Below are 22,776 nucleotides of genomic sequence, written 5' to 3' on the forward strand. Positions count from 1 at the left end.
GTCGGGACGATCCCCGGTGGCGGCCGCCGCGCCGATCCCGTCCGGTCAACTCAACCCCAGCCATCAACTCCAGGCATGGAGCGGCGGGTTGACGCCGTTCAGGGCATGGTTGCCGAGGATGGCGTATTTCCAGCGCACCGGATCGTGCAGCGTGTGGGTGCGGGCGTTGCGCCAATGCCGGTCGAAATTGTGCTCGGCCAGGACGGAGCGGGTGCCGGCCAGCTCGAACAGGGTGCTGCTTGCCTCCAGCGCGATTTCGGTGCTGAGGATCTTGGCCTCCGCCACCGCGAGCTGGGCCCTGGCGACCGTCTCGGCGCCGGGGGCGGCGACGGCGGCGTCCACCGCGAGGCCGGCCTTCTCCTGCAAGGCTTCGGCGGCGTGCAGCCGCAGGGTCAGGCGGCCGACCGCCTGGATGGTGTAGGGATCGTCCGAGGCGCGGTCCTGCCCGCTGTCCACCCACGGGCGGCTGCGGCTGCGCACGAACTCCAGCGTGTCGCGGATCGCCGCCTCGGCGATGCCGTTGTCGACCGCGACCTGGATGATCTGGAAGATGGCGCCGTCGGCGGTCGGCGTCTCGTAGCCCTTGTAGCCGGGCACCAGATGGGTCTTCGGCACCTTCACCCGGTCGAGGATCACCGTGCCGCTGGCCGTGGTGCGCTGGCCGAAGCCCGACCAGTCGTCGATCACCGTCAGGCCGGGGGCGTTGCGGTTGGCGATGGCGTACCAGGCGCGGCCCTGGTCGTCCACCGCGACGATGGGAACCAGATGGGCCAGCAGGGCGCCGGTCGAATAGAATTTCCGGCCGGTCACCAGCACATGGTCGCCCTCGTCGGTGAAGCGTGTGGCGAAGTCGGCGGCGCGCTTTGTGCCGAACTCCGAAAAGGCGTTGCCGAAGCGGATGCCCTTCAGCACCTCGCCGAACAGCAGGCGCTGCTGCGCCTCGTCCGAGACGGTGCGGATGGCGGCGACCACGCCCAGATGATTCTGCGAGATCTGCGACAGCGACGGATCGGCCGCCGCCACGATCTGCACCACCCTGGCCAGCGTCGCATAGGACACGTCCGGCCCACCGAAGGCCTTCGGCACGTTGATCGACCACAGGCCGCTCTGCGAGAAGGCGTCGAGTTCGGCCACAGGCAGGATGCGCTCGCGGTCGCGTTTCGACGCGCTGCCGGCGACCTCGCGGGCCAGCGCCTCCGCCACGGCGATGGCTTCGGCATCGTCCTTGACGATGTGGGCGGGTTTGGCCGGGCGCGGCAGGCCCGGCACGCCCTGCGGCGCGGGATCGGCGGTTTTGGGGGCTGTGTCGAGAACGGCAGTGCTCATCGTCTCGTATCCTTTATCGGTTTCGGGTTGGTCCGCTCAGGCGGCGGTATGGGTGGTTGCGGCGGCGGCGGGGCTGCCGACGCCGAAGCCCAGATAGAAGGCCTTGATGTCGTCGCGGTCGCGCAGATCGGTGGCGGGGCCGTCCAGCACGGTGCGGCCGGTCTCCAGCACGCTGGCGCGGTCGGCGTGGCGCAGGGCGACGGTGGAGTTCTGTTCGGCCACCAGGATCGACAGCCCCTCCTCGCGGTTCAGGCGCTTCAGCGCGGCGAAGATGCCCTCGACCACCAGCGGGGCGAGGCCCATCGACGGCTCGTCCAGAACCAGCAGGCGGGGCCGCGCCATCAGCGCCCGGCCGATCGCCGTCATCTGCTGTTCCCCGCCGGAGGTCAGGCCGGCGGGGGTCCTGCGCCGGTCGCGCAGCCGGGGGAACAGGGCGTAGATGCGCTCCAGCTCGGAGCGCAGGGCGGTTCGACCCAGGCCGCGCACCTGACCGCCGACGATGAGGTTGTCCTCGACGGTCAGGGAGCGGAAGCAGTGCCGGCCCTCCAGCACCTGCACCAGCCCGGCGCGCACCAGCTCGGCCGGGCTGCGGCGGGTGACGTCCTCGCCGTCATAGACGATGCTGCCGGCGGCGATCTGGCCGCGTTCCGCCGGCAGCAGGCCGGACAGCGCCTTCAGGGCGGTGGTCTTGCCGGCACCGTTGGCGCCGAGCAGGGCGACGATCTCCCCCGTCCGCACGGTCAGGCTGACGCCGGACAGCGCGCGGATGGCGTGGTTGTAGGTCGCCTCGACCCCGTGCAGCGATAGCAGCACCTCGTGAATTGTCATGGCGACGCGACTCCTCCGGGCTCAGTTGCTGGCGTCCTCGGCGGCGGGGTCGCGGACCTGGATGCCGTGCTCGGCGGCATAGGCCAGCGACGACTTCTCGATGATCGGGCGCAGCAGGGCCCAGTCCGGGGCGATCCAGTCGGATACCACCTTCCACCTAGCGCCGTCCCACTGCTGGAAGGTCACGCGCCCCTCGCCCTCGTGGTTGGCGACGCTGACGTTGATGGAATGGAACAGGCCCTTGGCCCCCAGCGCCTCGACCCGTGCGGGATCGAGCCGCAGATGCTCGAAGCCCCAGCGCACCTCGTCGCCGGTCAGGGGCCGTTTGCCGAACTTGTCCTGGGCGATGCGCACCGCCTCGACGTTCAGGATGCCGTTGACGATGCCGAGATTGTGATAGACGCTGCCGATCCGCTTCTTGTCGTCGAGGTTGCCCTTGCCGGCGCCGTAGACCGTCTTCGCGATCTCTTGGAGCACCGGATAGTCGACACCCGACGCCTGGGTGGTGATGGCGGTGTAGCCCCTGGCGGCGTCGCCGGCCGGGATCACATCCTCCTCGGAGTTGGACCAGACATTGCCGATGATGCGGTCGGCCGGGAAGCCGACCTTCTGCGCCGTCTTCAGCGCCACCGGGTTCATCACGCCCCAGCCGCGCAACACCACGTAATCGGGCTTGGTTCGGCGGATAGACAGCCATTGCGACTGCTGTTCGTTGCCGGGATGCGGCACCTCGACCTGTTCGACCGAGAAGCCGTATTTCTCGGCCAGCAGCTGGTAGATCGGGATGGTCTCCTTGCCGTAGGGGGAGCCGTGGTACAGCACCACGATCTTCTTGCCCTTCAGCTTCTCCAGCCCGCCTTCCCGCGTGCCGATGTAGTTCACGATGCCCGAGCTTTCGCTGTAGGGGTTCAGCAGCAGCGGGAAGACGTATTTGAAGACGCGGCCGTCGGTGCTGTCGGTGCGGCCGTGGTTGACGGTGATCAGCGGAACCCTGTCGCGGCCGACATCGTCGATCATGGCATAGGCGATGCCGACCGACAGCGGGTTCCAGGCGGCGACGCCGGGCCGGTTCTTCTGCCGCTTGTAGCATTCGACGCCGCGTTCGACCTCATACTGGGTCTCGCACTCGTCCCAGGTCAGCTTGACGCCGTTGACGCCGCCGTCCCGGTTGTTGACCAGCGTCAGATAGTCGATGAAACCGCCGAAGAAGCCGGTGCCGCCGGCGGCATAGGGGCCGACGCGGTAGCTTTGCAGCGGGAAGTATTGTTCGTCGGCCTGTGCCACGCCGGGCAGCAGGGCGGCGGTGCCCAGCAGCGCGCCGAGCAGGGCGGCCTTCAGGGACAAGCTTCGGGTGTTCGGACGCGACATCTGGTGTGTCTCCGTTGGGATGGCTGGTTTTTGAAAAGGGGCGGGATGCCCCGGATTTTTTGGAAGGGCCGCTCAGCCGGTCCGGCGGCAGCGCCCGGCGGTCCGGTTCCAGGCCCGGCTCCAGGCCCGGTCGAGCAGGGCGGTCAGGCCCGCCGGTTCGGCGATCAGGAAGGTGACGATCAGCAGGCCGAGCACGATGCGCTGGCTCATCTCCAGCACGCCGCTGTCGAACAGCCCGCCCAGCAGCGCCTCGCCCAGCCGGGATAGCAGCAGCGGGAAGACGACGATCAGCGCCGCCCCCAGGAAGGCCCCGCGCAGCGAGGCCAGCCCGCCGATGATGACGATGAACAGGATTTGAAAGGAGCGGTCGAGGTTGAAGCCGGCCGGCTCCACCGTGCGCAGATAGGCGAAGGCCCACAGCACCCCGGCGACCCCGATGATGAAGGAGGAGACGGCGAAGGCCAGCAGCTTGATCCGCAAAACCGGGATGCCGATCACCCGCGCCGCCGTCTCGTGGTCGCGCAGGGCCACCAGGGCGCGGCCGGTCGGGCTTTCCACCAGCCGCCACACCGCCAGCGTCACCGCCGTCACCACGCCGAGCGCGAACAGGTAGCGGCCGGCGGAGCTGTCGAGCGGCAGGCCGGCGACCGACAGCTGCGGCACGCTGACGATGCCGGACGGGCTGTGGTTGGAAAACCAGCCGACCTTGTTGAACACCCACTGCACGAAGAACTGGGCGGCCAGCGTCGAGACGGCGAGGTAGAAGCCGCGCAGCCGCAGGCTGGGCAGGCCGAACAGCAGCCCGACCGCGGCGGCGACCACGCCGGCCAGCAGGACGTCGACTAGGAAGGGCAGCCCCGGCAGGCGGAGCGCCAGATTGTAGGCGGCATAGGCGCCCACCGCCATGAATGCGGAGGATCCCAGCGACACCTGCCCGGCATAGCCGGTCAGGATGTTCAGCCCCAGCCCGGCCAGCGCCAGCGCCAGGAAGGGCGTCAGGATGGCGTCGAACAGATACTCGCTGGCGACCAGCGGCAGGACGCCGTAGGCGACGATCAGCAGGGCACCGATGCCCAGCAGGGGAGGGGAGGCACGGTGCGGGGCTGCTGCTGCGGTCTTCTCAAGCGCGAGATCGGTCATGGCTCAGACCCTTTCCACCGGCTTGGCGCCGAACAGGCCGGACGGGCGGATCAGCAGGAAGCCGAGGGCGGCGACATAGGCGATCCACCCCTCGATGCCACCGCCGACGAAGGGGCCGACATAGACTTCCGCCAGCTTCTCCACCGCGCCGACGATCAGGCCGCCGACGATGGCTCCGGCGATGGAATCGAACCCTCCCAGGACGAGGACCGGCAGCGCCTTCAGCACCACAAGCGACAGCGAGAACTGCACGCCCAGACGTGCGCCCCATAGCAGGCCGGCGACCAGCGCCACCACCCCGGCGGCGGTCCACACCGCGGTCCAGATGCGGTCCAGGCTCAGCCCCACCGCCAGCGCGGCGAGCTGGTCGTCGGCGACGGCGCGGAAGCCGAGACCGATGCGGGTGTAGCGGAAGAACAGGGTCAGCGCCGCCACCATCGCCCCGGCCACCGCCGCGGCAAACAGGTCGAAACTGCTGATCAGCACGCCGACGATCTCCAGCGGCAGGTCGTCGATGCCCAGATCCAGCCCATGGACCTGGGTGCCCCACAGCAGTTGTGCCGCCCCTTCGATGACGTAGGACACGCCGAGCGTCGCCATGAACAGGGTGATCGGCGGCTGGTTGACCAGCGGGCGCAGCACCGTGCGCTCGATCAGCGCGCCGATGGCGGTCATCGCCGCCAGCGTCAGCAGGATCGCCGCCCAGACGGGCAGGCCGCGCTCCGTCAGGCTGACGAAGGTCAGCGCCGCGAACAGCAGCAGCGCGCCCTGGGCGAAGTTCAGCACGCCGCTGGTCTTGTAGATCAGGACGAAGCCGATGGCGACCAGGGAGTACATCACCCCCGACAGCAGGCCGCCGACCAGCACCTCGGTGAAGAATTGCCACTCCATGGCTCAGATGCCCTCTCCGGCTTCAACGTCGTGGGCGACGCCGAGATAGGCGTCGATCACCACCGGGTCGTTGCGGATCTGATCGGGTGTGCCGTCGGCGATCAGCCGGCCGTAATCCAGCACGGCGATGCGGTCGGACAATCCCATCACGACGCCGACGTCATGTTCGATCAGCACGATGGTGGTGCCGAGATCGTCGCGGGCGGCGCGGATGTGACCGCTGAGATCCCGCTTTTCGGTCAAGGTCATGCCGGCCATCGGCTCGTCCAGCAGCAGCAGGCGGGGCCGCGCCACCAGGGCGCGGGCAAGCTCGACCCGTTTCTGGATCCCGTAGGGCAGGCTGCCGGCCGGCCGGTCGCGAAAATCCTCCAGATGCAGGAAGGCCAGCAGCTCCTCCGCCTTGCCGTACGCCTCCGCCCGTTCCCGCCGGGCGGCCGGCAGGCCGATTACCTGGGCCAGCACCCCGGCGCGCAGCCGGTGCGACAGGCCGGCGGCGACGTTGTCCAGCACCGACAACCCCTTGAACAGCGCCAGATTCTGGAAGGTGCGGGACACGCCGAGGGAGGCCAGCCGGTCGGTCGGCACGGCCGCGAAGCTGTGCCCGCCGAGCCAGACCCGGCCGCGGTCCGGCCGGTACAGGCCGCTGACGACGTTGAGCAGCGAGCTTTTGCCGGCGCCGTTCGGACCGATGACCGCCCGGATTTCCCCCGGCACGACGGCGATGGAGATGTCGCTCAGCGCCGTGACGCCGCCGAAGGACAGCGACACCGCCTCGACCGCCAGGGCGGACGGAACGCTCCCCGCCGCGGGCGAGACAAGGGGTTCGGAAAGGACGGCCGGCATGGGCGCGCTCCGCTGAACAGCGTGGTGGTGGGGTGGGGGAGGGGATCTCCCCCGCGGGATGGATCAGGCGGCGACCGCTTCCCGCTCCTTGGCCGCTTCCAGTTCGCGGACCAGCGGGATGACGTGGCGGCCGAAATACTCGACCTCCTCCTGGAAATGCAGGAAGCCGAGCAGGACCAGATCGACGCCGATGGCTTTCAGCTCGACGATGCGCTCCGCCACCTGACGCGGCGTGCCGATCAGGTTGGTCTTGAAGCCGTCATTGTACTGGACGAGATCCTCGAAGGTGGATTTGGCCCAATTGCCCTCGCGCTCCGGCGAGGCGTTGCCGGCATTCTGGACCTCGTGGTGGAAGCCCTTCACCGCGTCGGGATCGGCCTTCTCCAGGATCTCGTTCAGGACGGCGCGGGCCTCCTCCTCGGTCTCGCGGACGATGGCGAAGGCGTTGACGCCGATCTTCGCGCGGTGGCCGGTGCCGGCCTCCTTGGCGCGGATGTCGGCGATCTGCGCCTCGATGCCGTCGGGCGTGTTGCCGTTGGTGAAATACCAGTCGGACACGCGGGCCGCCATGTCGCGGGCGGCGCGCGAGCTGCCGCCCTGGAAGACCTCCGGCAGCGGGGCCAGCGGCTTCGGCTTCAGCGTGTAGTTCTCGAAGCGGTAATGGGCGCCGTTGAAGGAGAAATTGTCCTCCGACCAGACGCCGCGGATGACGCGGATGAACTCCTCCGACCGGCGGTAGCGCTCGTCATGGTCCAGCCACGGTTCGCCGATGGCCTGGAACTCGCCGCGGAACCAGCCGCTGACGATGTTGACGGCGATGCGGCCTCCGGTCAGATGGCTGATGGTGGCGACCTGCTTGGCCAGCACGGCCGGGTGCCAGGGGCCGGGCAGCACCGCGGCGATGACGTTCAGTCTCTCGGTCGCCGCCAGCAGGGCATGGGTGAAGGACACCGATTCATGCTGGTTGTCGGCGCCGTAGCCGGCGGTGAAGCGGATCTGGCTCAGCGCGTATTCGAATCCGGCCCGCTCGGCGATCTGCGCCAGCTTGCGGTTGTAGTCGATGTCCCAGCCGGTGCGTTGTTCGATTTTGCTGATGACGAGGCCGCCGGACACGTTCGGAACCCAATAGGCGAACTTCACGGCGTCGGAATTGGCAGTCGTGGTGGCGGTCATGGTGAAGTCTCCGGGAGCGGAAGAAGGGAGGATCAGGCGGCGGCCAGGGACGCGGTGGCCAGGGAAGCGGTGGAAGTCGCCAGCCGGCCGAGGGCGGCGATGCGCACCGCCTCGTCGGCGGCGCGGGCTGCGCGTGCGGCGATGTCCGGGCTGGTCAGGCGGTAGTCGGTGAAGTCGCTGTCCTGGGCGAAGACGCCGGTCGGCACCGTGTGGGCCAGGAAGAAGCCGAACAGCGGGCGCAGCTGGTGTTCGATCACCAGGGCATGGCGCGGGCTGCCGCCGGTCGCGGTCAGCACCACCGGCACGCCGCCCAGCGCGTTCGGATCGATGAAGTCGATCAGATGCTTGAACAGCCCGGTGTAGGAGCCCTTGTAGACGGGCGTGCCGACGACCAGCAGGTCGGCGCCGACGATGGCGGCCAGCGCGTCGGCCACGCGCGGCGGCGCGGCCTTCGGATCGGTCAGCGCCCCCAGATCAGGCGCCAGTTCGCCGATGACGATGTCGGTGCGATGGATGGAAACCCGTGCCTCCACCTCCTCCACCACGGCATCGATCAGGGCGCGGGTGCGGGACCGGGCGCCCAGATTGCCGGAAACGGTGACGACCTTGATCTTGCCCATTTTACACAAGCTCCAGTGCGGGAATGTCCGGAGCCATAGGGGCAAGCCGTGTGCCAAGACGGTAAGATGCTGAATTTGTTAATGAAGTTCTGTCGCGAGCAACGAGGTCACGCTTCAAAGGCAGCAGCCGTCACGCCACCGGTGCTGCACATGCAGCAGGAATCATGTGAAACGCACCAGTAGGCGGAAAATACAACGAGATTAGTTTGTAATATTGAATCTATTTCCATATTGGTACACTGGGGAATGATCGGGGTGACCCGACGATGCCCGCCTCAGGAAGCAGGTGCCGCCATGACCAGGATCCCGCCCAGTGACCGCTGGCCCGCCGCGACAGCCTTCGATGCCGATCCCCGTTCGGGACCCGGCCTGTCCTCCTGCCGGTTCGACGCCGCCGCCTTGCCGTCCGTTGTCGTGGGGCAGGACGGGAGTTGCGGACCGGGCATCGACGCCGCCGGTTACGAACAGCGCCGCATCGTCGCCTTCGACCCGGCCAGCCGGGCCCGCAAGCCGAAGATCCGCGCCACCGCGATGGTGTTCGAGGATCCGCAGTCGCAACGGCTCCAGGCCGATCTCGACCGGCTGGCGCCCAGCGACGCCACCGTGCTGATCATAGGCGAAACCGGCACCGGCAAGGAACTGGTCTCACGCTATATCCACAGCCGCAGCCGTCGGGCCGACGGCCCGTTCGTCGCCGTGAATTGCGGTGCCTTCAGCGACACGCTGGCCGAGGCCGAACTGTTCGGCTTCGAAAAGGGAGCCTTCACCGGCGCGCTGAAGACCCAGGCCGGCTGGTTCGAGGCCGCCCATGGCGGCACGCTTCTGCTGGACGAGATCGGCGACCTGCCGCCCGCCCTTCAGGTCAAGCTTCTGCGCGTGTTGCAGGAACGCGAGGTGGTGCGCGTCGGCTCGCGCAAGCCCATTCCCATCGACGTCCGCGTCATCGCCGCCACCAACGTCGATCTGGAGGCGGCGGTGGAGGCCAGGCGCTTTCGCGAGGATCTGTATTTCCGTTTGAACGTCGCCTCGGTGCAGCTGGCGCCGCTGCGCGAGCGGCCGGGCGACATCCCGCCGCTGGCCCGGCATTTCCTCGACCTCCACAAGGAGCGGCTCGGCCGGCCGGAGCTGTCGCTGAGCGGGGAGGCGCTGCGTCGGCTGGCCCGGTGCCCCTGGCCGGGCAACATCCGCCAGCTGGAGAATGTGCTGCACAACGCGGTGTTGCTGGCGCCCGGTCCGGAGATCGGCGCGAACGACGTCCGCCTGCGCTGCGAGGGACACGGTCATGGTCAGAGCCAGGGCGAGACCCAGGGCTGGGCGTCCGGTGCTGTGGAGCCGCCGCCCCGCGACCTCGAAGGAGCGGTGAAGGCGCTGGTCGGCCGCGCCATCGCCGACGGCGAAGCCGACCTGTACGAGCGGCTGGTCCGCACCGCGGTGCGCAGCGCCTTCGAACTGGCCGACGGCAACCAGATGCGGGCGGCGGAAAGCCTGGGGATGACCCGCAACGCCTTCCGCACCCAACTGGCCCATCTCGGCGCCATCGCGCCGCGGCGGCGGTCCGGTGCGGCGGAACCGGGGGAGGAGCGGTCTTCGACGCCCTCCGTGCCGGCCGTCTCTCCCCGGCCCGCCCAACTGGTTGACCTGCCGATCGGCTACCAGAAGTTCGGCACCTCCAGCATCCTGAAGATGCGGGGGGCCGTGGAACGGCGGCTGGCCGCCCATGGCTACCGCGTCACCTGGACGGAGTTCGTGTCCGGCCCGCAGATGATGGACGCGCTCGGCAGCATGCAGGTGGAATTCGTCGCGACCGGAGAGGCGCCGCCGGTCTTCGCCCAGGCGGCCGGCGTGCCGCTGGTCTATGTCGGCTACGACCCGCCGGCCCCCAACGCCGAGGCGCTGCTGATCCGCCATGACAGCCCCTTCCGCAGCACCGCCGACCTGCGCGGGCGGACGGTGGCACTGCACACCGGGTCGAACGTCCATTACTTCCTGCTGCGGGCGCTGCAGGCCTATGGGCTGACCCTGGATGACGTGCGCATCGTCCATATGCAGCCGGCGGCGGCGCTGGAGGCGCTGCTCGACGAGATGGTGGATGCCTGGGCGATCTGGGATCCGCTGCTCTCCTCGGCCCAGATCCGCGACGACACGCGGGTGCTGACCGACGGCAGCGGGCTGGTGCCGAACCACCAGTTCTACCTCGCCAATCAGAGCTTCGCCGACCGCAACCCGGAAGCCGTCGCCATCCTGCTGGACGAGGTGGGCAAGGCCGGCGAATACGCCGCTCTCCACGCGGCGGAGGCGGCGCGCAGCATGACGCGCGACCTCGGCATCGACGCCCCGGCGCTGGAACTGGCCTTCAGCCGGCTGACCTACGGCGCCAAGCCGCTGGACGATCGGGCGGTGCGGCGCCAGCAGGCGGTGGCCGACAGCTTCCACGCCTCCGGTCTGCTGAAATCCAGCATATCGGTGCGCGAAGCGGTCTGGTCGGGGGGCTGGGCGTAGCGGGCGATCTGTGAAATCGGCGCTGCCCATGCAGCAATTCCCCGGCGGCGGCTGTTGCAATTGCAGCGCGACCGTCGGGGAAGATTTTCTCCAAGTAACTGGAAACAAAGAAAAAACCGGTTTGGCACCGTTGTTGCGCTTATCCGGCAGACCCTGCAACCGGAGACCGCAACCGTGTCCCGCAAGATCATCGACCTGCGCAGCCGTCCCGCCTTCCTGCATGATTTCTATGGGGCGACCCCCGGCACCCCCGGCTTCGAGACGGCCAGATGGCTGAACCGGCGCGTCGGCACCCGTGGCGACGACAGCCATTTCACCCGTTCCCACACGCTGGACGGCTATCTCGCCGATGTGCACGAGGCCGGCATCACCGCCGCCGCCATCGTCGGACGCGATACCCCCGGCGTCAGCACCTCCAACGACCGCGTTCACGAACTGGTCGCCGGCCGGCCGGAGCTGATCGGCATCGGCTCGGTCGATCCGCAGCGCCAGGGCACCGCCGCCGCGGTGGCGGAGGCCGGGCGCGCCATCGCCGCGCTGGGGCTGAAGGGCATCAACCTGGAGCCGGGCTTCCTCGATCCGGCCATTCCCTTCGACGATCCGTCGCTGCTGCCGGTCTATGACGCCTGCGACCAGCTGAAGGTGCCGGTCTTCCTGATGACCGGGCCGACCACGCCGGATCCGCGCTTCAACGATCCGGCCCCGGTCGGCCGCATCGCCCGCGCGTTCCCGACCCTGAACATCGTCATCCACCACGGCTTCTGGCCGCATGTGGCCGAGATCGTCGGCATCGCCTTCCGCCATCCCAACGTCCACATCGTGCCGGACATGTACCTCTTCCTGCCCGGCAGCCGCCTCTATGTCGAGGCCGCCAACGGCTTCCTGCGCGACCAGCTGCTGTTCGGCAGCTCCTACCCGTTCCGCCCGATGAAGCAGACGGTGGAGGATTTCCTGAAGCTCGGCTTCGACGGGGCGGTGCTCGACGGGCTGCTGTTCGACAACGCCCGGCGCCTGCTGGCGCTCGATCTCTGAGCGGAGACCCGACCCATGGACATCTTCTGGTTCCTGCCGGTGCATGGCGACGGCCCCGATCCTGGGCAGCCAGGTCGACAGCCGGCCCGCCACCCTGGCCTATCTGACGGAGATCGCCCGGGCCGCGGACCGGCGCGGCTATCACGGCGTGCTGGTTCCCTGCGGCAAGGCCTGCGAGGAGCCCTACATCGTTTCGGCCGCACTGATCGCGGCGACGGAGCGGCTGCGCTTCCTGGTCGCGACCCGGCCCTCCTCAATGACGCCGACCTTCGCCGCCCGGCTCGCCGCCGGGCTGGACCGGCTGTCGGGCGGGCGCTTCTACCTGAATGTGGTGGCCGGCGGCGACGCGGCGGAGCTGGCGGGCGATGGCGTCTTCCTCGACCATGATGCCCGCATGCCGAGGCGGCCGAGTTCTTCACGGTGTGGAAGCGGGTTCTGGCCGGCGAGACCGTCGATTTTGCCGGCAGCCACGTGACGGTGAAGGGGGCGACCGTGCCGCTGCGACCGGTGACATTCATCCGCCGCTGTTCTTTGGCGGCTTGTTGCCCGCCGGCCATGCCGCGGTGGCGGCAGGATTTCCAGCACTTGACCTGACCTGGGCCGAGCCGCCCGAGGCGGTGGCCGCCAAGCTCAAGGACGTGCGGGCGCGGGCGCGGCCCATGGCCGCACCCTGTCCTATGGCCTGCGCGTCAACATCATCGTGCGCGAGACCGAGGCGGAGCCGGGCCGCCGCCGAAGATCTCGATCCCAGCAAGATCGACCGCAGCGCCGTCGAGGCCGCGCACGGCGCCTTCCGTCGCTTCGAGTTCGAAGGCCAGCGGCGGATGACCGAGCTTGCCTCCGCGCGGATTTGGTGGTGGCGCCGAATTTGTGGGCCGGCGTCGGGCTGGTGCGTGGCGGCGCCGGAACCGCTTTGGTCGGCAACCCGCGGCAGGTGGCGGACCGGCTGCTGGAATACCGTGATCTCGGCGTCGACAGCTTCATCCTGTCCGGCTACCCGCATCTGGAGGAGGCGCACCGCGTCGCCGACCTGCTGTTCCCGCCGCTGCCGGTGACGGCCCCGCCACCAGTAACCCAGCCGGCGCTGGACGTCGCCTTCGTCAGCCCCTTCGGCGACCTTCAGCCGGCCAGGAGTGCCTCATGAGCATCGTTCCGCTGTCCAGCCCGGCCCTGCGCGGGGCATTGGCCGACCTCAAGGGCCTGCTGGATGAAACCGCCGTCGCCCGCGACCGGGCCGGCGGCACCGCCAAGGCGGAACGCGACGCCATCCGCCGCTCGGGCCTGCTGACCCTGTCGATCCCGGCGGCCTATGGCGGGCAGGGGGAAGGCTGGCCGGCCATCCTGGGGGCGGTGCGGGACCTGGCGCAGGTCAATTCCTCTCTGGCCCATCTGTTCGCCTTCCATCACCTGATGGTCGCCTGATCCTGCTCTATGGCAACCCGACCCAGCGGGCTGGGCTGCTGACCGCCACGGCGCGGCGCGGCCTGTTCTGGGGCAATGCGCTGAACCCGCTCGACCGCCGCACCCATCTGACGCCCACGGGGGAGGGGAGCAAGGACGGGGAGGAGCCGCAAAGCTGGAGTCTGAACGGCGCCAAGAGCTTCTGCTCCGGCGCCAGCGATTCCGACCTGCTGCTGGTGTCGGCGGACGGGCCGGACGGGGTGTTGCGGGTGATGGTGCTGCCGACCGACCGTGCCGGCATCGCCGTGCTGGACGATTGGGATGCCATCGGCCAGCGCCAGACCGACAGCGGCACCGTCACCTTCACCGATGTGGCGGTGTCGGCCGCCGACATCCTGGGACCGCCGGGGCCGTTCGGCGACGTCGCTTCCAGCCTGCGCCCCTGCATCGCCCAGTCGATCCTGGCCAGCCTCTATCTCGGCATCGCCGAAGGGGCGCTGGCGGCGGCGCGCGGCTTCACCCTGACGGAAGGACGGCCGTGGCGGGCGTCGGGCGTAGCCAGCGCCGCCGAGGACCCCTATCTGTTGCATCATTTCGGCGAAGTGCAGCTGGCCATCGCCGCGGCCGACGCGCTGGGCGGGCTGGCGCTCGACCGGCTGCAACGGGCGTGGGAGCGCGGACGGTCGCTGGGAGCGCAGGAGCGTGGGCGAGACCTCGCTCGCCGTCGCCACCTTCAAGGTCGCCGCCGCCCGTGCCGGTCTGGACGCTGCCGGCCGGCTGTTCGATATCACGGGTGCGCGGGGGGCCAGCCGGGCGTTATGGCTTCGACCGCTTCTGGCGCAATGTCCGCACCCATTCCCTGCACGATCCGCTGGATTACAAGCTGAAGGAGCTGGGCGTCCATGCCCTGACCGGCGCGTTGCCGGAGCCGGGCTTCTATTCCTGATCCGGCCGGTTGCGGCGAGCCGGCCTCCATGCCATTTCCGGGGCGTCCTCACCGCCGCAGCCGGCGCTCCAGCCACAGGCTGTAGCGCGACGCGATCACGCAGACCGTCAGGTAGACCAGCGCCGCGAAGCCGAACGCCTCGTCGTAGAAGCCCAGCCATGCCGGGTCCTTGGCGGCGGTGCGCGCGGTGTTCAGCAGGTCGAACAGGCCGATGGCGATGATCAGCGTGGTGTCCTGGAACAGCCCGAAAAGCCACAGCCACATCGTCGTCGATGGTGGGCAACCGTGCGGCCGGCGGAGCGGTCGATATCCGGGTGTTCGGCATTTCTGTGAAACTACGCCGCTGAGATGCATCTGTGTGTTGTTTCTTACAATACCGCGGCGGCACCCCGGCAATCTTGGAATGTTCATGATTCCGTTGAGTTTTTCAAATGAGTCGGATGCCGACGGCCCTGGCGGGACCAATAATAACACATGAAATATGTATAAGAAAAATACAAAACACTATCTTTACAGTAGGAATAAACAGTGATTAAGCTTTGTCCCTACGGTGAATGCGGGGCGCCGCACATGACCCCCAGAGGCCCGAACGAGGCCCGAACCAGGAGACACCAGGCATGCCGTTCCGTCCGTTGCACGACCGCGTCGTCGTCGGCCCGTGTGGCGCAGGAGGAAAAGTCGAAGGGCGGGATCATCATCCCCGACACCGCCAAGGAAAAGCCGCAGGAGGCCGAGGTTATCGCCGTCGGTCCCGGCGTGCGCGACGACCAGGGCCGCATCCATCCGCTCGACGTGAAGGTCGGCGACCGCGTGGTCTTCGGCAAATGGTCGGGCACCGAGATCAAGGTGCAGGGCGAGGATCTGTTGGTCATCAAGGAATCCGACATCGTCGGCGTGGTCGAAGCCGCCTGAGGCCCCGCCCAGGCAGACCTGCCCGTTTCCGCTGGAACCCACCCAAAAAAGACTTCGATAAAAAGGACATCGCCATGGCCGCCAAGGACGTCAAATTCTCCCGCCGATGCCCGCGACCGCATCCTGCGCGGCGTCGATACCCTCTCGCCAATGCCGTGAAGGTCACACTGGGCCCGAAGGGCCGCAACGTCGTGATCGATACTTTGGCGCCCCCCGCATCACCAAGGACGGCGTGTCGGTCGCCAAGGAGATCGAGCTGGCCGACCGCTTCGAAGATCGGCGCCCAGCTGGTGCGCGAGGTGGCGTCCAAGACCGCCGATCTGGCCGGCGACGGCACCACCACCGCCACCGTGCTGGCCCAGGCCATCGTCCGCGAGGGCGCCAAGGCCGTCGCCGCCGGGCTGAACCCGCTGGACCTCAAGCGCGGCATCGACCGCGCTGTCGCCGCGGTGATCGCCGACGTGAAGGCGCGGGCCAAGACCATCTCCACCAACGACGAGGTGGCGCAGGTCGGCACCATCTCCGCCAACGGCGAGCGCGCCATCGGCGCCATCATCGCCGAGGCGGTGTCCAAGGTCGGCAACGACGGCGTCATCACGGTGGAGGAGGCCAAGAGCCTGGAGACCGAGTTGAACGTGGTCGAAGGGTTGCAGTTCGACCGCGGCTATCTCTCGCCCTATTTCGTCACCAACGCCGAGAAGCTGGTCGTCGATTTCGACAATCCGTACATCCTGATCCACGACAAGAAGCTGTCCAGCCTGCAGCCGCTGCTGCCGGTGCTGGAGGCTGTGGTGCAGTCCTCCCGTCCGCTGCTGATCGTCGCCGAGGATGTCGAGGGCGAGGCGCTGGCGACGCTGGTGGTGAACAAGCTGCGCGGCGGCCTGAAGATCGCCGCGGTGAAGGCGCCGGGCTTCGGCGACCCGCGCAAGGCTATCCTGGAGGACATCGCCATCCTCACCAACGGGCAGGTGATCAGCGAGGACATCGGCCTCAAGCTGGAGACCGTCTCGCTGGCCGATCTCGGCACCGCCAAGCGGGTGGTGATCGCCAAGGAGGAGACGACGGTGATCGACGGCGCCGGCGGCCGCGGGCCCATCGACGCCCGCATCGCTCAAATCCGCGCCCAGATCGAGGAAACCACCTCGGACTACGACCGCGAGAAGCTGCAGGAGCGGCTGGCCAAGCTGTCGGGCGGCGTCGCGGTGATCCGCGTCGGCGGTTCGACCGAGGTCGAGGTGAAGGAGCGCAAGGATCGCGTGGACGACGCCGTCCATGCCACCCGTGCCGCCATCGCCGAGGGCATCGTGCCCGGCGGCGGCGTCACCCTGCTGATGCTACCTGCGCCATCGATGCGGTGGTTCCGGTCAACGACGACGAGCGCGTCGGCATCGACATCGTGCCGCGGCGCGCCTTGCAGGCGCCGGTCCGCCAGATCGCCGAGACCGCGGCTGACGGTTCGGTCATCGTCGGCAAGCTGCTGGAGGGGAACGACACCGCCTTCGGCTACGACGCGCAGACCGGCGAGTTCACCGACCTGCTGAAGGCCGGGATCATCGATCCGGCCAAGGTCGTGCGCATCGCCTTGCAGGATGCGGCGTCGGTCGCCGGCCTGCTGATCACCACCGAGGCGCTGATCGTCGAGCGTCCGGAACCGAAGTCCCCGGCGGCACCGGCCGGGGCCGGCGGCGGTTACGATTTCTGATCGCGACCGTCAGGGCGCAGGCGGGCGGTGCGACCCTTGTCCTTCCGGCGCTCCGCTCGCCGGCGTCCCGTCCTCCCGTGCCTGAAGCCGCCGCCCGTCAGCGGGTCCACGCCCCGGTTCCGGGCGGCGGTCTTTTTTCGAATTCGTGCCGAAAGCCTTTTGGAGACGACGCCATGCCCCAGCCTGCGCTTTCCCGACGTTCAGTGCTTTGCCACACCCTGGCCGGGGGTCTGGCGCTCGCCTGCATCGCGATGTCCGGCGGGCCGGCCCACCGCGGCGGAGGCCGCGGGCGAGCCGCTGTGGTTCGGGGTCAGCGGGCCGCTGACCGGTCCCAGCGCGCAGTATGGCGCGCAGTGGAAGAAGGGCTTCGATCTGGCGCTCGACCAGATCAACGCCGCGGGCGGGGTGAAGGGCCGTCCGCTGCGCTACGTGTTCGAGGACAGCCAACGACTCCGGCGCCAATCCATCGCCATCGCCCAGAAGTTCGTCGCCGATCGGAAGATCCCGATCGAGCTGGGTGACTTCTCCAGCCCGGCGTCGATGGCCGCTTCGCCGATCTACCAGCGGGCCGGGCTGGTGCAGTTCGGCTTCACCAACTCCCACCCCGACTTCACCAAGGGCGGCGACTTCGTCTGGAGCAATTCCATCAGCCAGGCGGAGGAGCAGCCGAACGTCGCCGATTTCGCCGTCACCTTGCTGAAGCTCAAGCGGCTGGCGGTGCTGCACCTCAACACCGACTGGGGCCGCACCAGCAAGGACATCTTCGTCAAGGTAGCGAAGGAGCGCGGGGCGGAGGTCGTCGCCACCGAAGGCTACCTGCCCGACGAGAAGGACTTCCGCTCCACCCTGGTGCGGGTGCGCGAGGCCAATCCCGACGGCATCGTCCTGATCTCCTACTATGCCGACGGGGCGGCCATCGCCGGCAACTGGAACTGGTCGGCCTCAACCAGCCGGTGGTCGCGGTGGGCTCCGTCTATTCGCCGAAATTTCTACGAACTGGGCGGGGAGGCGGTCAACGGCGTTTACACCCGCGCCAACTTCTTTCCAGCGGAACCTCGTCCGGAGGTGCAGAGCTTCGTCGCCGCCTACCGTGCGAAGTACCAGGAGGAGCCGGACGCTTTTCCGCTTACGCCTATGACGCGGTGCTGGTGGCGCAGCGGGTGATCGATGCCGGCGGCACCGACCGCACCGCGATCCGCGACGCCTTCCCCCGCGTGAAGGACATCCCCAGCGTCATCTTCGGCAAGGCGACCTTCGATCCGGAGACGCGCCGCGTGTCCGGCGTGCGCAACGTCGAGCTCGCCCTGTGGGACGGCAGCCTCCCCGCCGCCACCAACTGATCCGGATTTCAAGATTTGAAAGCGATTCCGATGCTCGATCTGTTTCTCCGCTCCACCGCGCTGGTCGCCGGCACCCGTCCGCCGCTGGCCGCGCTCGGCGTCGTCCAGCCGGCCTTCTCGCAGCCCGCCGACCCGGCGAAGGAGCCGGCGGCGTCGGCGTCAGCGGGCCGCTGACCGGCCAGTATGCGCAGTATGGCGCGCAGTGGCAGCGCGGCTTCGATCTGGCGCTGGAGCAGGCGAATGCCGGTGGCGGCATCCAGGGCCGCCCGCTGCGCGTCCAGTTCGAAGCAATCGTCGCCATCGCCCGCAAGTTCGTCGCCGACAGCCCGCATCGTCGCCGAACTTGGCGACTTCACCAGTGCGGCGTCCATGGCGGCCTCGCCGATCTACCAGAATGGCGGGCTGGGTGCAGTTCGGCTTCACCAACTCACATCCCGACTTCACCAGGGGCGGCGATTTCGTCTGGAGCAACGCGCTCAATCAGGCGGAGGAGATGCCGGCGCCGGCCGACTACGCGGTGACGGCGCTGGGGCTGAAGCGCGTCGCCCTGCTGTTCATCAACAACGACTGGGGCCGCACCAGCAAGGACCTGTTCGCCAAGGCGGCGAAGGAGCGCGGGGCGGAGGTGGTCGGTGCCGAGGGGGTCATCTGGCCGACGAGAAGGATTTCCGCTCCGCCCTGGTGCGGGTGCGCGACACCTGAAACCGGACGGCATCGTGCTGGTCTCCTACTACGCCGACGGCGCCCAGATCGCCCGCCAGCTGCGCGAGGCCGGATTCACCCAGCCGGTGGTCGCCGCCGGTCTTGGGCCGATTCGCCCAAGTTCCTGGAACTGGGCGGGGCGGCGGTCGAGGGCGTCCACACCACCACCCCCTTCTTCCCCGGCGACCCGCGGCCGGAGGTCCAGACCTTCGTCAAGGCCTACACCGGCAATAAATACGGCGTTGAGCCCGATGCCATTCTCGAGCCGCGCCTACGACGCGCTTCTGCTGCTGGCCACCGTGATCCGGCAGAGCGGCACCGACCGCACCGCCGTCCGCGACGGGCTCGCCACCGTCAAGGATGCGCCGAGCGTCGTTTACGGCACCGTCCGCTTCGATCCGCAGACCCGGCGCGTCGACAAGCCGCTGAGCACGCGGCTCGTCGTGAGGAACGGCGGCTTCGCCCTGGGAGCAGGCGGGGCGGGCACCGGTGGCCGCCAAGGCTGCGAACTGACGCCGGAAAAGGACCGACCATCGTGTTTCCCACCACTCTCGGCCCGTGGCTCGACTACACCATCAACGGGCTGGTCATCGGCAACATCTATGCGCTGCTGGCCGTCGGTCTGGCGTTGATCTTCGGCGTCTCGCACCTGATCAACTTCGCCCATGGCTCGGTCTACATGGTCGGCGCCTACATCGGCTGGCTGTGCGTGACGAAGCTGAACCTGCCTCTGCCGGTGACCTTCGTCACGGTGGCCGCCGGCTGCGGGCTGCTGGGTGGTGATCCAGCGGGTGGGCCTGCGCCCGCTGCGCAACGCCCCGGCGCATCGCCCCGCTGCTCGCCACCATCGGCCTGTCGGTGGTGCTCGACCAGTCGGCGCAACTGCTGTTCAGCCCCGACCCGCGCGCCCTGCCGACCCAGCTGCCGACCTGGCGCATCGCCATCGGCGGCGGCAGCATCGGCGCGCTCGACCTGCTGATCGCCGGGGTCGGCATCGGCAGCGCTGGGCTGCTCTACGGTTTCCTGCGCTTCGCCAAGCTGGGCTGGGCGGTGCGGGCGACGGCGCTCGACCGCGACGCGGCGCAGCAGTGCGGCGTCGACGTCGACAAGGTGAACCGCACGGTGTTCGCCATCGCATCCGCGCTGGGCGGGGTCAGCGGCCTGCTGGTCGGCATGTATTACAACACCATCGACCCCAACATGGGCTTCCAGGCCGGGCTGAAGGGCATCGTCGCCCAGCTGATCGGCGGCGTCGGCAACGTGCCGGGCGCCATCGCGGGCAGCCTGCTGCTCGGCCCTGATCGAGAGCTACGGCATCGCCCTGTTCGGCACCAGCTACCGCAACCTGTTCGCCTTCGTGGCGCTGATCTGATCCGTGCTGCGGCCGAACGGCCTGTTCGCTGGCAGCCGCCGCCTGCCGCCGGAGCCGCGACCGGCACCTTCATCGCCCCCAGCCGGCCGCTGGTCCTGCCGAAATGGGCGGTGTGGGCGTTGGCTGCCGCCGCGCTCGCCCTGCCGCTGGTCGTGCAGCAGCCCTATCTGTTGCAGACGCTGGGCAATGCCTGGCTCTACGCCCTGCTGGCGCTCAGCCTGACGCTGGTCGCCGGCACGGTCGGGCAGGTGTCGCTCGGCCATGCCGGACTGCTCGCCATCGGCGCCTATGCCTCCTCGCTGCTGGCGCCTAATGCCGGGTGCCGGTGCTGCTGGCGGTGCCGCTGGCCGGGCTGGTTGCGGCGGCGCTGGGCACCGCGTTGGTCTATCCCGCCTTCCGGCTGCGCGGCCATTACGTCTCCATCGCCACGCTGGCGGTGGGCGAGATCGTGACGCTGGTCATCCTCAACTGGGAAAGCCTGACCCGCGGCCCGATCGGCGTGGCCGGCATCCCGCCGCTGGTGGTGGCGGGCAAGCCGCTGGTCAGCGGCCAGTGGGTCTATTGGGTGCCGCTGGTCGTCCTGCTGGCCTTCGCCGCCCTGCAATCGCGCCTGCTGAACTCCCATCTCGGCCGCACGCTGCGGGCGATCCGCGAGGACGACGTGGCGGCGCGCTCCTACGGCGTCGACCTCAACCGCTACAAGGGGCTGGCCTTCGCGGTGGCGGGATTCATCGCCGGGGTGGGCGGCGCGCTGATGGCGCATTCCTATTCCTACATCAACCACGAGACCTTCCCGGCGCCGGTGTCGATGCTGGCGCTGACCATGGTCATCCTCGGCGGGCTCGGCAATGTCGCCGGGGCCGTGCTGGGGGCGGCGGTGCTGGTCGGGCTGCCGGAGCTGTTCCGCGCGGCGGCCGAGTACCGCATGCTGATCTACGGCGTCGTCCTGCTGCTGCTGATCCGCTTCCGCCCGCAGGGCCTTCTGGGAACGGTGTGAGGACGCCATGGCGAACGAGCCGAAGAAACCCCTTCTTGAAATTGCCGGCCTGACCCGCCGCTTCGGCGGGCTGACCGCGGTCAACGGCCTGTCGCTGACGGGGCGGGGCGAGCTCGTGCCGAGCATCATCGGCCCGAACGGCGCCGGCGAGACCACCCTGTTCAACCTGATCTCCGGGCTCGACGCGCCGGATGCGGGGTCCGTCACTTTCGAAGGCCGCGACGTCACCGGCCTCTCCGCCGAGCGGCTGGCCGCTCTCGGGCTCGCCCGCAGCTTCCAGCATCGCCGGGTGTTCGGCAATCTCAGCGTGCTCGACAATGTGCTGGTCGGTGCCCATACCCGGCTGCGCGCAGTGAATCCGCGGATTCCGGTGGTGGGGCCGCTGGTGGAACTGGCGCTGGCGTTGATCCGTCCCGCCTCCGTCCGGCGGAGGAGGAGCGGCTGCGCGCCGAGGCGAAGGAGATCGTCCGGATGTTCGGCGAGCGGCTGACCCCGCGCCTCGACAAGCCGGCGCACAGCTTGTCCTACGCCAACCGCCGCCGGGTGGAGATCGCCCGCGCGCTGGCCCTGCACCCCCGCCTGCTGCTGCTGGACGAGCCGACCGCCGGCATGAACCCGACCGAGACGGCGGAGATGCTGGAGATCATCCGCAGCCTGAAGGCGCGCGGACTGACCATCCTGCTGATCGAGCACAAGCTGGATCTGGTGATGCAGCTGTCCGACCGGGTGGTGGTGATGGACCATGGCGCCCGCATCGCCGAGGGGCCGCCCGCCGCGGTCGCCGGCGATCCGGCGGTGATCGAGGCCTATCTCGGCCACAAGGCGGTGGGGGCTGCAAATCAGGATATGGGCCAGGATACGGGCAAGGACGAGGACGCCACTGTCCCTGCCCGGATCGCGCATTGAGGGGGAGCGGCGGAATGACCGACGCCTTGCTGCGGCTCGACCGCGTGAACAGCTTCTACGGGCCGGTGCAGGTTCATTTCGACCTGTCGCTGGAGGTGCCGCGCGGGCAGATCGTCTGCCTGCTGGGCGGCAACGCCAGCGGCAAATCCACCACGATGAAAATCATCCTGGGGCTGCTGAAGCCGCGCTCCGGGCAGGTGGTCTTCGACGGGCAGCCGCTGACCGGCCTGACCACGCCGCAGATCGTCCGGCGCGGCATCGGCTCGGTGCCCAAATCCCGCCGCCTGTTCGGCACCATGACGGTGCGCGAGAATGTGCTGATGGGCGCCTACACCCGCAGCGACGCCAAGTCGGTGGCGGAGGATTACGACGGTGTCCTCGACCTGTTCCCCAGGCTGCGCGAGCGCCATGCCCAGCAGGCCGGCACCCTGTCGGGCGGCGAACAGCAGATGGTGGCGATGGCCCGCGCCCTGATGGGGCGTCCGCGGCTGATCGTGATGGACGAGCCGACGATGGGCCTGTCACCCTTGCATGTCGACCGTGTGCTGGAGATGATCCAGACCATCAACCGGCAGGGCGTGAGCATCTTCATGGTGGAACAGAACGCCAGCCTCGCCCTGCAGATCGCCCATCGCGGCTATGTGCTGCAAACCGGACGCATCGTGCTGTCCGGCCCGGCCGCCGACCTCGCCCGCGACCCGCAAATTCGCGATGCCTATCTGGGCGGTGCCCAGGCCGCCTGACGCCGCCCGCCTGACGCAGCATTTCCGACAGGACC

The 22,776-nt window shown here is 68.9% G+C and carries 17 protein-coding genes and 6 pseudogenes; 14 read left to right on the top strand and 9 right to left on the bottom strand.

The window, feature by feature from the left end:
- Positions 1-63 precede the first annotated feature (63 nt).
- From ABNQ38_RS34845 to msuE, 8 genes are all read right to left on the bottom strand, one after another.
- Complete coding sequence (locus tag ABNQ38_RS34845; RefSeq protein WP_377811438.1) at positions 64-1,326, bottom strand: SfnB family sulfur acquisition oxidoreductase; 1,263 nt, start codon at positions 1,324-1,326, stop codon at positions 64-66.
- 36 nt (positions 1,327-1,362) lie between these two features.
- Positions 1,363-2,154, bottom strand: coding sequence for an ABC transporter ATP-binding protein (locus tag ABNQ38_RS34850; RefSeq protein WP_377811439.1), 792 nt, complete (start codon positions 2,152-2,154; stop codon positions 1,363-1,365).
- 21 nt (positions 2,155-2,175) lie between these two features.
- Positions 2,176-3,522 (bottom strand): ABC transporter substrate-binding protein, encoded by a 1,347-nt coding sequence (locus tag ABNQ38_RS34855; protein WP_377811440.1) that lies wholly within the window; start codon positions 3,520-3,522, stop codon positions 2,176-2,178.
- A 72-nt stretch (positions 3,523-3,594) separates the two neighbouring features.
- The gene (locus tag ABNQ38_RS34860; protein WP_377811441.1) at positions 3,595-4,662 is read right to left on the bottom strand and encodes a branched-chain amino acid ABC transporter permease; all 1,068 of its coding nucleotides are present in this window, start codon (positions 4,660-4,662) and stop codon (positions 3,595-3,597) included.
- A 3-nt stretch (positions 4,663-4,665) separates the two neighbouring features.
- Entirely contained in the window at positions 4,666-5,553 is an 888-nt protein-coding gene (locus ABNQ38_RS34865) for a branched-chain amino acid ABC transporter permease (RefSeq protein WP_377811442.1), read from the bottom strand.
- 3 nt (positions 5,554-5,556) lie between these two features.
- Positions 5,557-6,396: an ABC transporter ATP-binding protein gene (locus tag ABNQ38_RS34870; protein ID WP_377811443.1), complete on the bottom strand. Its 840-nt coding sequence runs from the start codon at positions 6,394-6,396 to the stop codon at positions 5,557-5,559.
- A 63-nt stretch (positions 6,397-6,459) separates the two neighbouring features.
- The gene (gene sfnG, locus ABNQ38_RS34875) at positions 6,460-7,569 is read right to left on the bottom strand and encodes a dimethylsulfone monooxygenase SfnG (RefSeq protein WP_377811444.1); all 1,110 of its coding nucleotides are present in this window, start codon (positions 7,567-7,569) and stop codon (positions 6,460-6,462) included.
- A gap of 32 nt (positions 7,570-7,601) precedes the next feature.
- Positions 7,602-8,189 (bottom strand): FMN reductase, encoded by a 588-nt coding sequence (gene msuE, locus ABNQ38_RS34880; protein WP_377811445.1) that lies wholly within the window; start codon positions 8,187-8,189, stop codon positions 7,602-7,604.
- A 294-nt stretch (positions 8,190-8,483) separates the two neighbouring features.
- Here msuE and ABNQ38_RS34885 point away from each other — a divergent pair, with 294 nt between their 5' ends.
- The 5 genes and pseudogenes from ABNQ38_RS34885 to ABNQ38_RS34905 all read left to right on the top strand — a co-directional run bounded on the left by ABNQ38_RS34885 (position 8,484) and on the right by ABNQ38_RS34905 (position 14,067).
- Positions 8,484-10,688, top strand: coding sequence for an aliphatic sulfonate ABC transporter substrate-binding protein (locus ABNQ38_RS34885; RefSeq protein WP_377811446.1), 2,205 nt, complete (start codon positions 8,484-8,486; stop codon positions 10,686-10,688).
- A 174-nt stretch (positions 10,689-10,862) separates the two neighbouring features.
- On the top strand, positions 10,863-11,720 hold the full coding sequence (locus ABNQ38_RS34890; protein WP_377811447.1) for an amidohydrolase family protein: 858 nt from the start codon (positions 10,863-10,865) through the stop codon (positions 11,718-11,720).
- Positions 11,721-11,763: 43 nt separating this feature from the next.
- A complete protein-coding gene (locus ABNQ38_RS34895; RefSeq protein WP_377811176.1) occupies positions 11,764-12,195 on the top strand; it encodes an LLM class flavin-dependent oxidoreductase in 432 nt (143 codons plus the stop codon).
- Positions 12,196-12,420: 225 nt separating this feature from the next.
- Positions 12,421-12,864, top strand: a complete 444-nt coding sequence (locus ABNQ38_RS34900) for a hypothetical protein (protein WP_377811177.1) — start codon at positions 12,421-12,423, stop codon at positions 12,862-12,864.
- Positions 12,861-14,067, top strand: a pseudogene (locus tag ABNQ38_RS34905) (acyl-CoA dehydrogenase family protein). Before ABNQ38_RS34900 ends, ABNQ38_RS34905 begins: the two are co-directional and overlap by 4 nt.
- A 48-nt stretch (positions 14,068-14,115) precedes the next feature.
- On the opposite strand, the gene ABNQ38_RS34910 reads toward ABNQ38_RS34905, so the two are convergent.
- Entirely contained in the window at positions 14,116-14,331 is a 216-nt protein-coding gene (locus tag ABNQ38_RS34910) for a hypothetical protein (protein ID WP_377811178.1), read from the bottom strand.
- 353 nt (positions 14,332-14,684) lie between these two features.
- Here ABNQ38_RS34910 and ABNQ38_RS34915 point away from each other — a divergent pair.
- The 9 genes and pseudogenes from ABNQ38_RS34915 to ABNQ38_RS34955 all read left to right on the top strand — a co-directional run bounded on the left by ABNQ38_RS34915 (position 14,685) and on the right by ABNQ38_RS34955 (position 22,741).
- Positions 14,685-14,979: pseudogene (locus ABNQ38_RS34915) on the top strand (co-chaperone GroES).
- 74 nt (positions 14,980-15,053) lie between these two features.
- A pseudogene (groEL, locus tag ABNQ38_RS34920) lies at positions 15,054-16,256 on the top strand (chaperonin GroEL); the annotation flags it as partial.
- Positions 16,257-16,390: 134 nt separating this feature from the next.
- Positions 16,391-16,681, top strand: coding sequence for a TCP-1/cpn60 chaperonin family protein (locus ABNQ38_RS34925; protein ID WP_377811179.1), 291 nt, complete (start codon positions 16,391-16,393; stop codon positions 16,679-16,681).
- Between the two features lie 159 nt (positions 16,682-16,840).
- Positions 16,841-17,845 carry an ABC transporter substrate-binding protein gene (locus ABNQ38_RS34930; RefSeq protein WP_377811180.1) on the top strand — a complete coding sequence of 335 codons (1,005 nt, stop codon included), beginning with the start codon at positions 16,841-16,843 and terminating at the stop codon, positions 17,843-17,845.
- Positions 17,830-18,021 (top strand): hypothetical protein, encoded by a 192-nt coding sequence (locus tag ABNQ38_RS34935; RefSeq protein WP_377811181.1) that lies wholly within the window; start codon positions 17,830-17,832, stop codon positions 18,019-18,021. Before ABNQ38_RS34930 ends, ABNQ38_RS34935 begins: the two co-directional genes overlap by 16 nt.
- A 5-nt stretch (positions 18,022-18,026) precedes the next feature.
- Positions 18,027-19,199: pseudogene (locus ABNQ38_RS34940) on the top strand (ABC transporter substrate-binding protein); the annotation flags it as partial.
- A gap of 59 nt (positions 19,200-19,258) precedes the next feature.
- Positions 19,259-21,092, top strand: a pseudogene (locus ABNQ38_RS34945) (ABC transporter permease).
- A gap of 7 nt (positions 21,093-21,099) precedes the next feature.
- Positions 21,100-21,998, top strand: a pseudogene (locus tag ABNQ38_RS34950) (ABC transporter ATP-binding protein).
- A gap of 14 nt (positions 21,999-22,012) precedes the next feature.
- A complete protein-coding gene (locus ABNQ38_RS34955) occupies positions 22,013-22,741 on the top strand; it encodes an ABC transporter ATP-binding protein (protein ID WP_377811182.1) in 729 nt (242 codons plus the stop codon).
- Positions 22,742-22,776 lie beyond the last annotated feature (35 nt).

This window comes from Azospirillum sp. A29 (assembly GCF_042604625.1).
Classification (GTDB): domain Bacteria; phylum Pseudomonadota; class Alphaproteobacteria; order Azospirillales; family Azospirillaceae; genus Azospirillum; species Azospirillum palustre.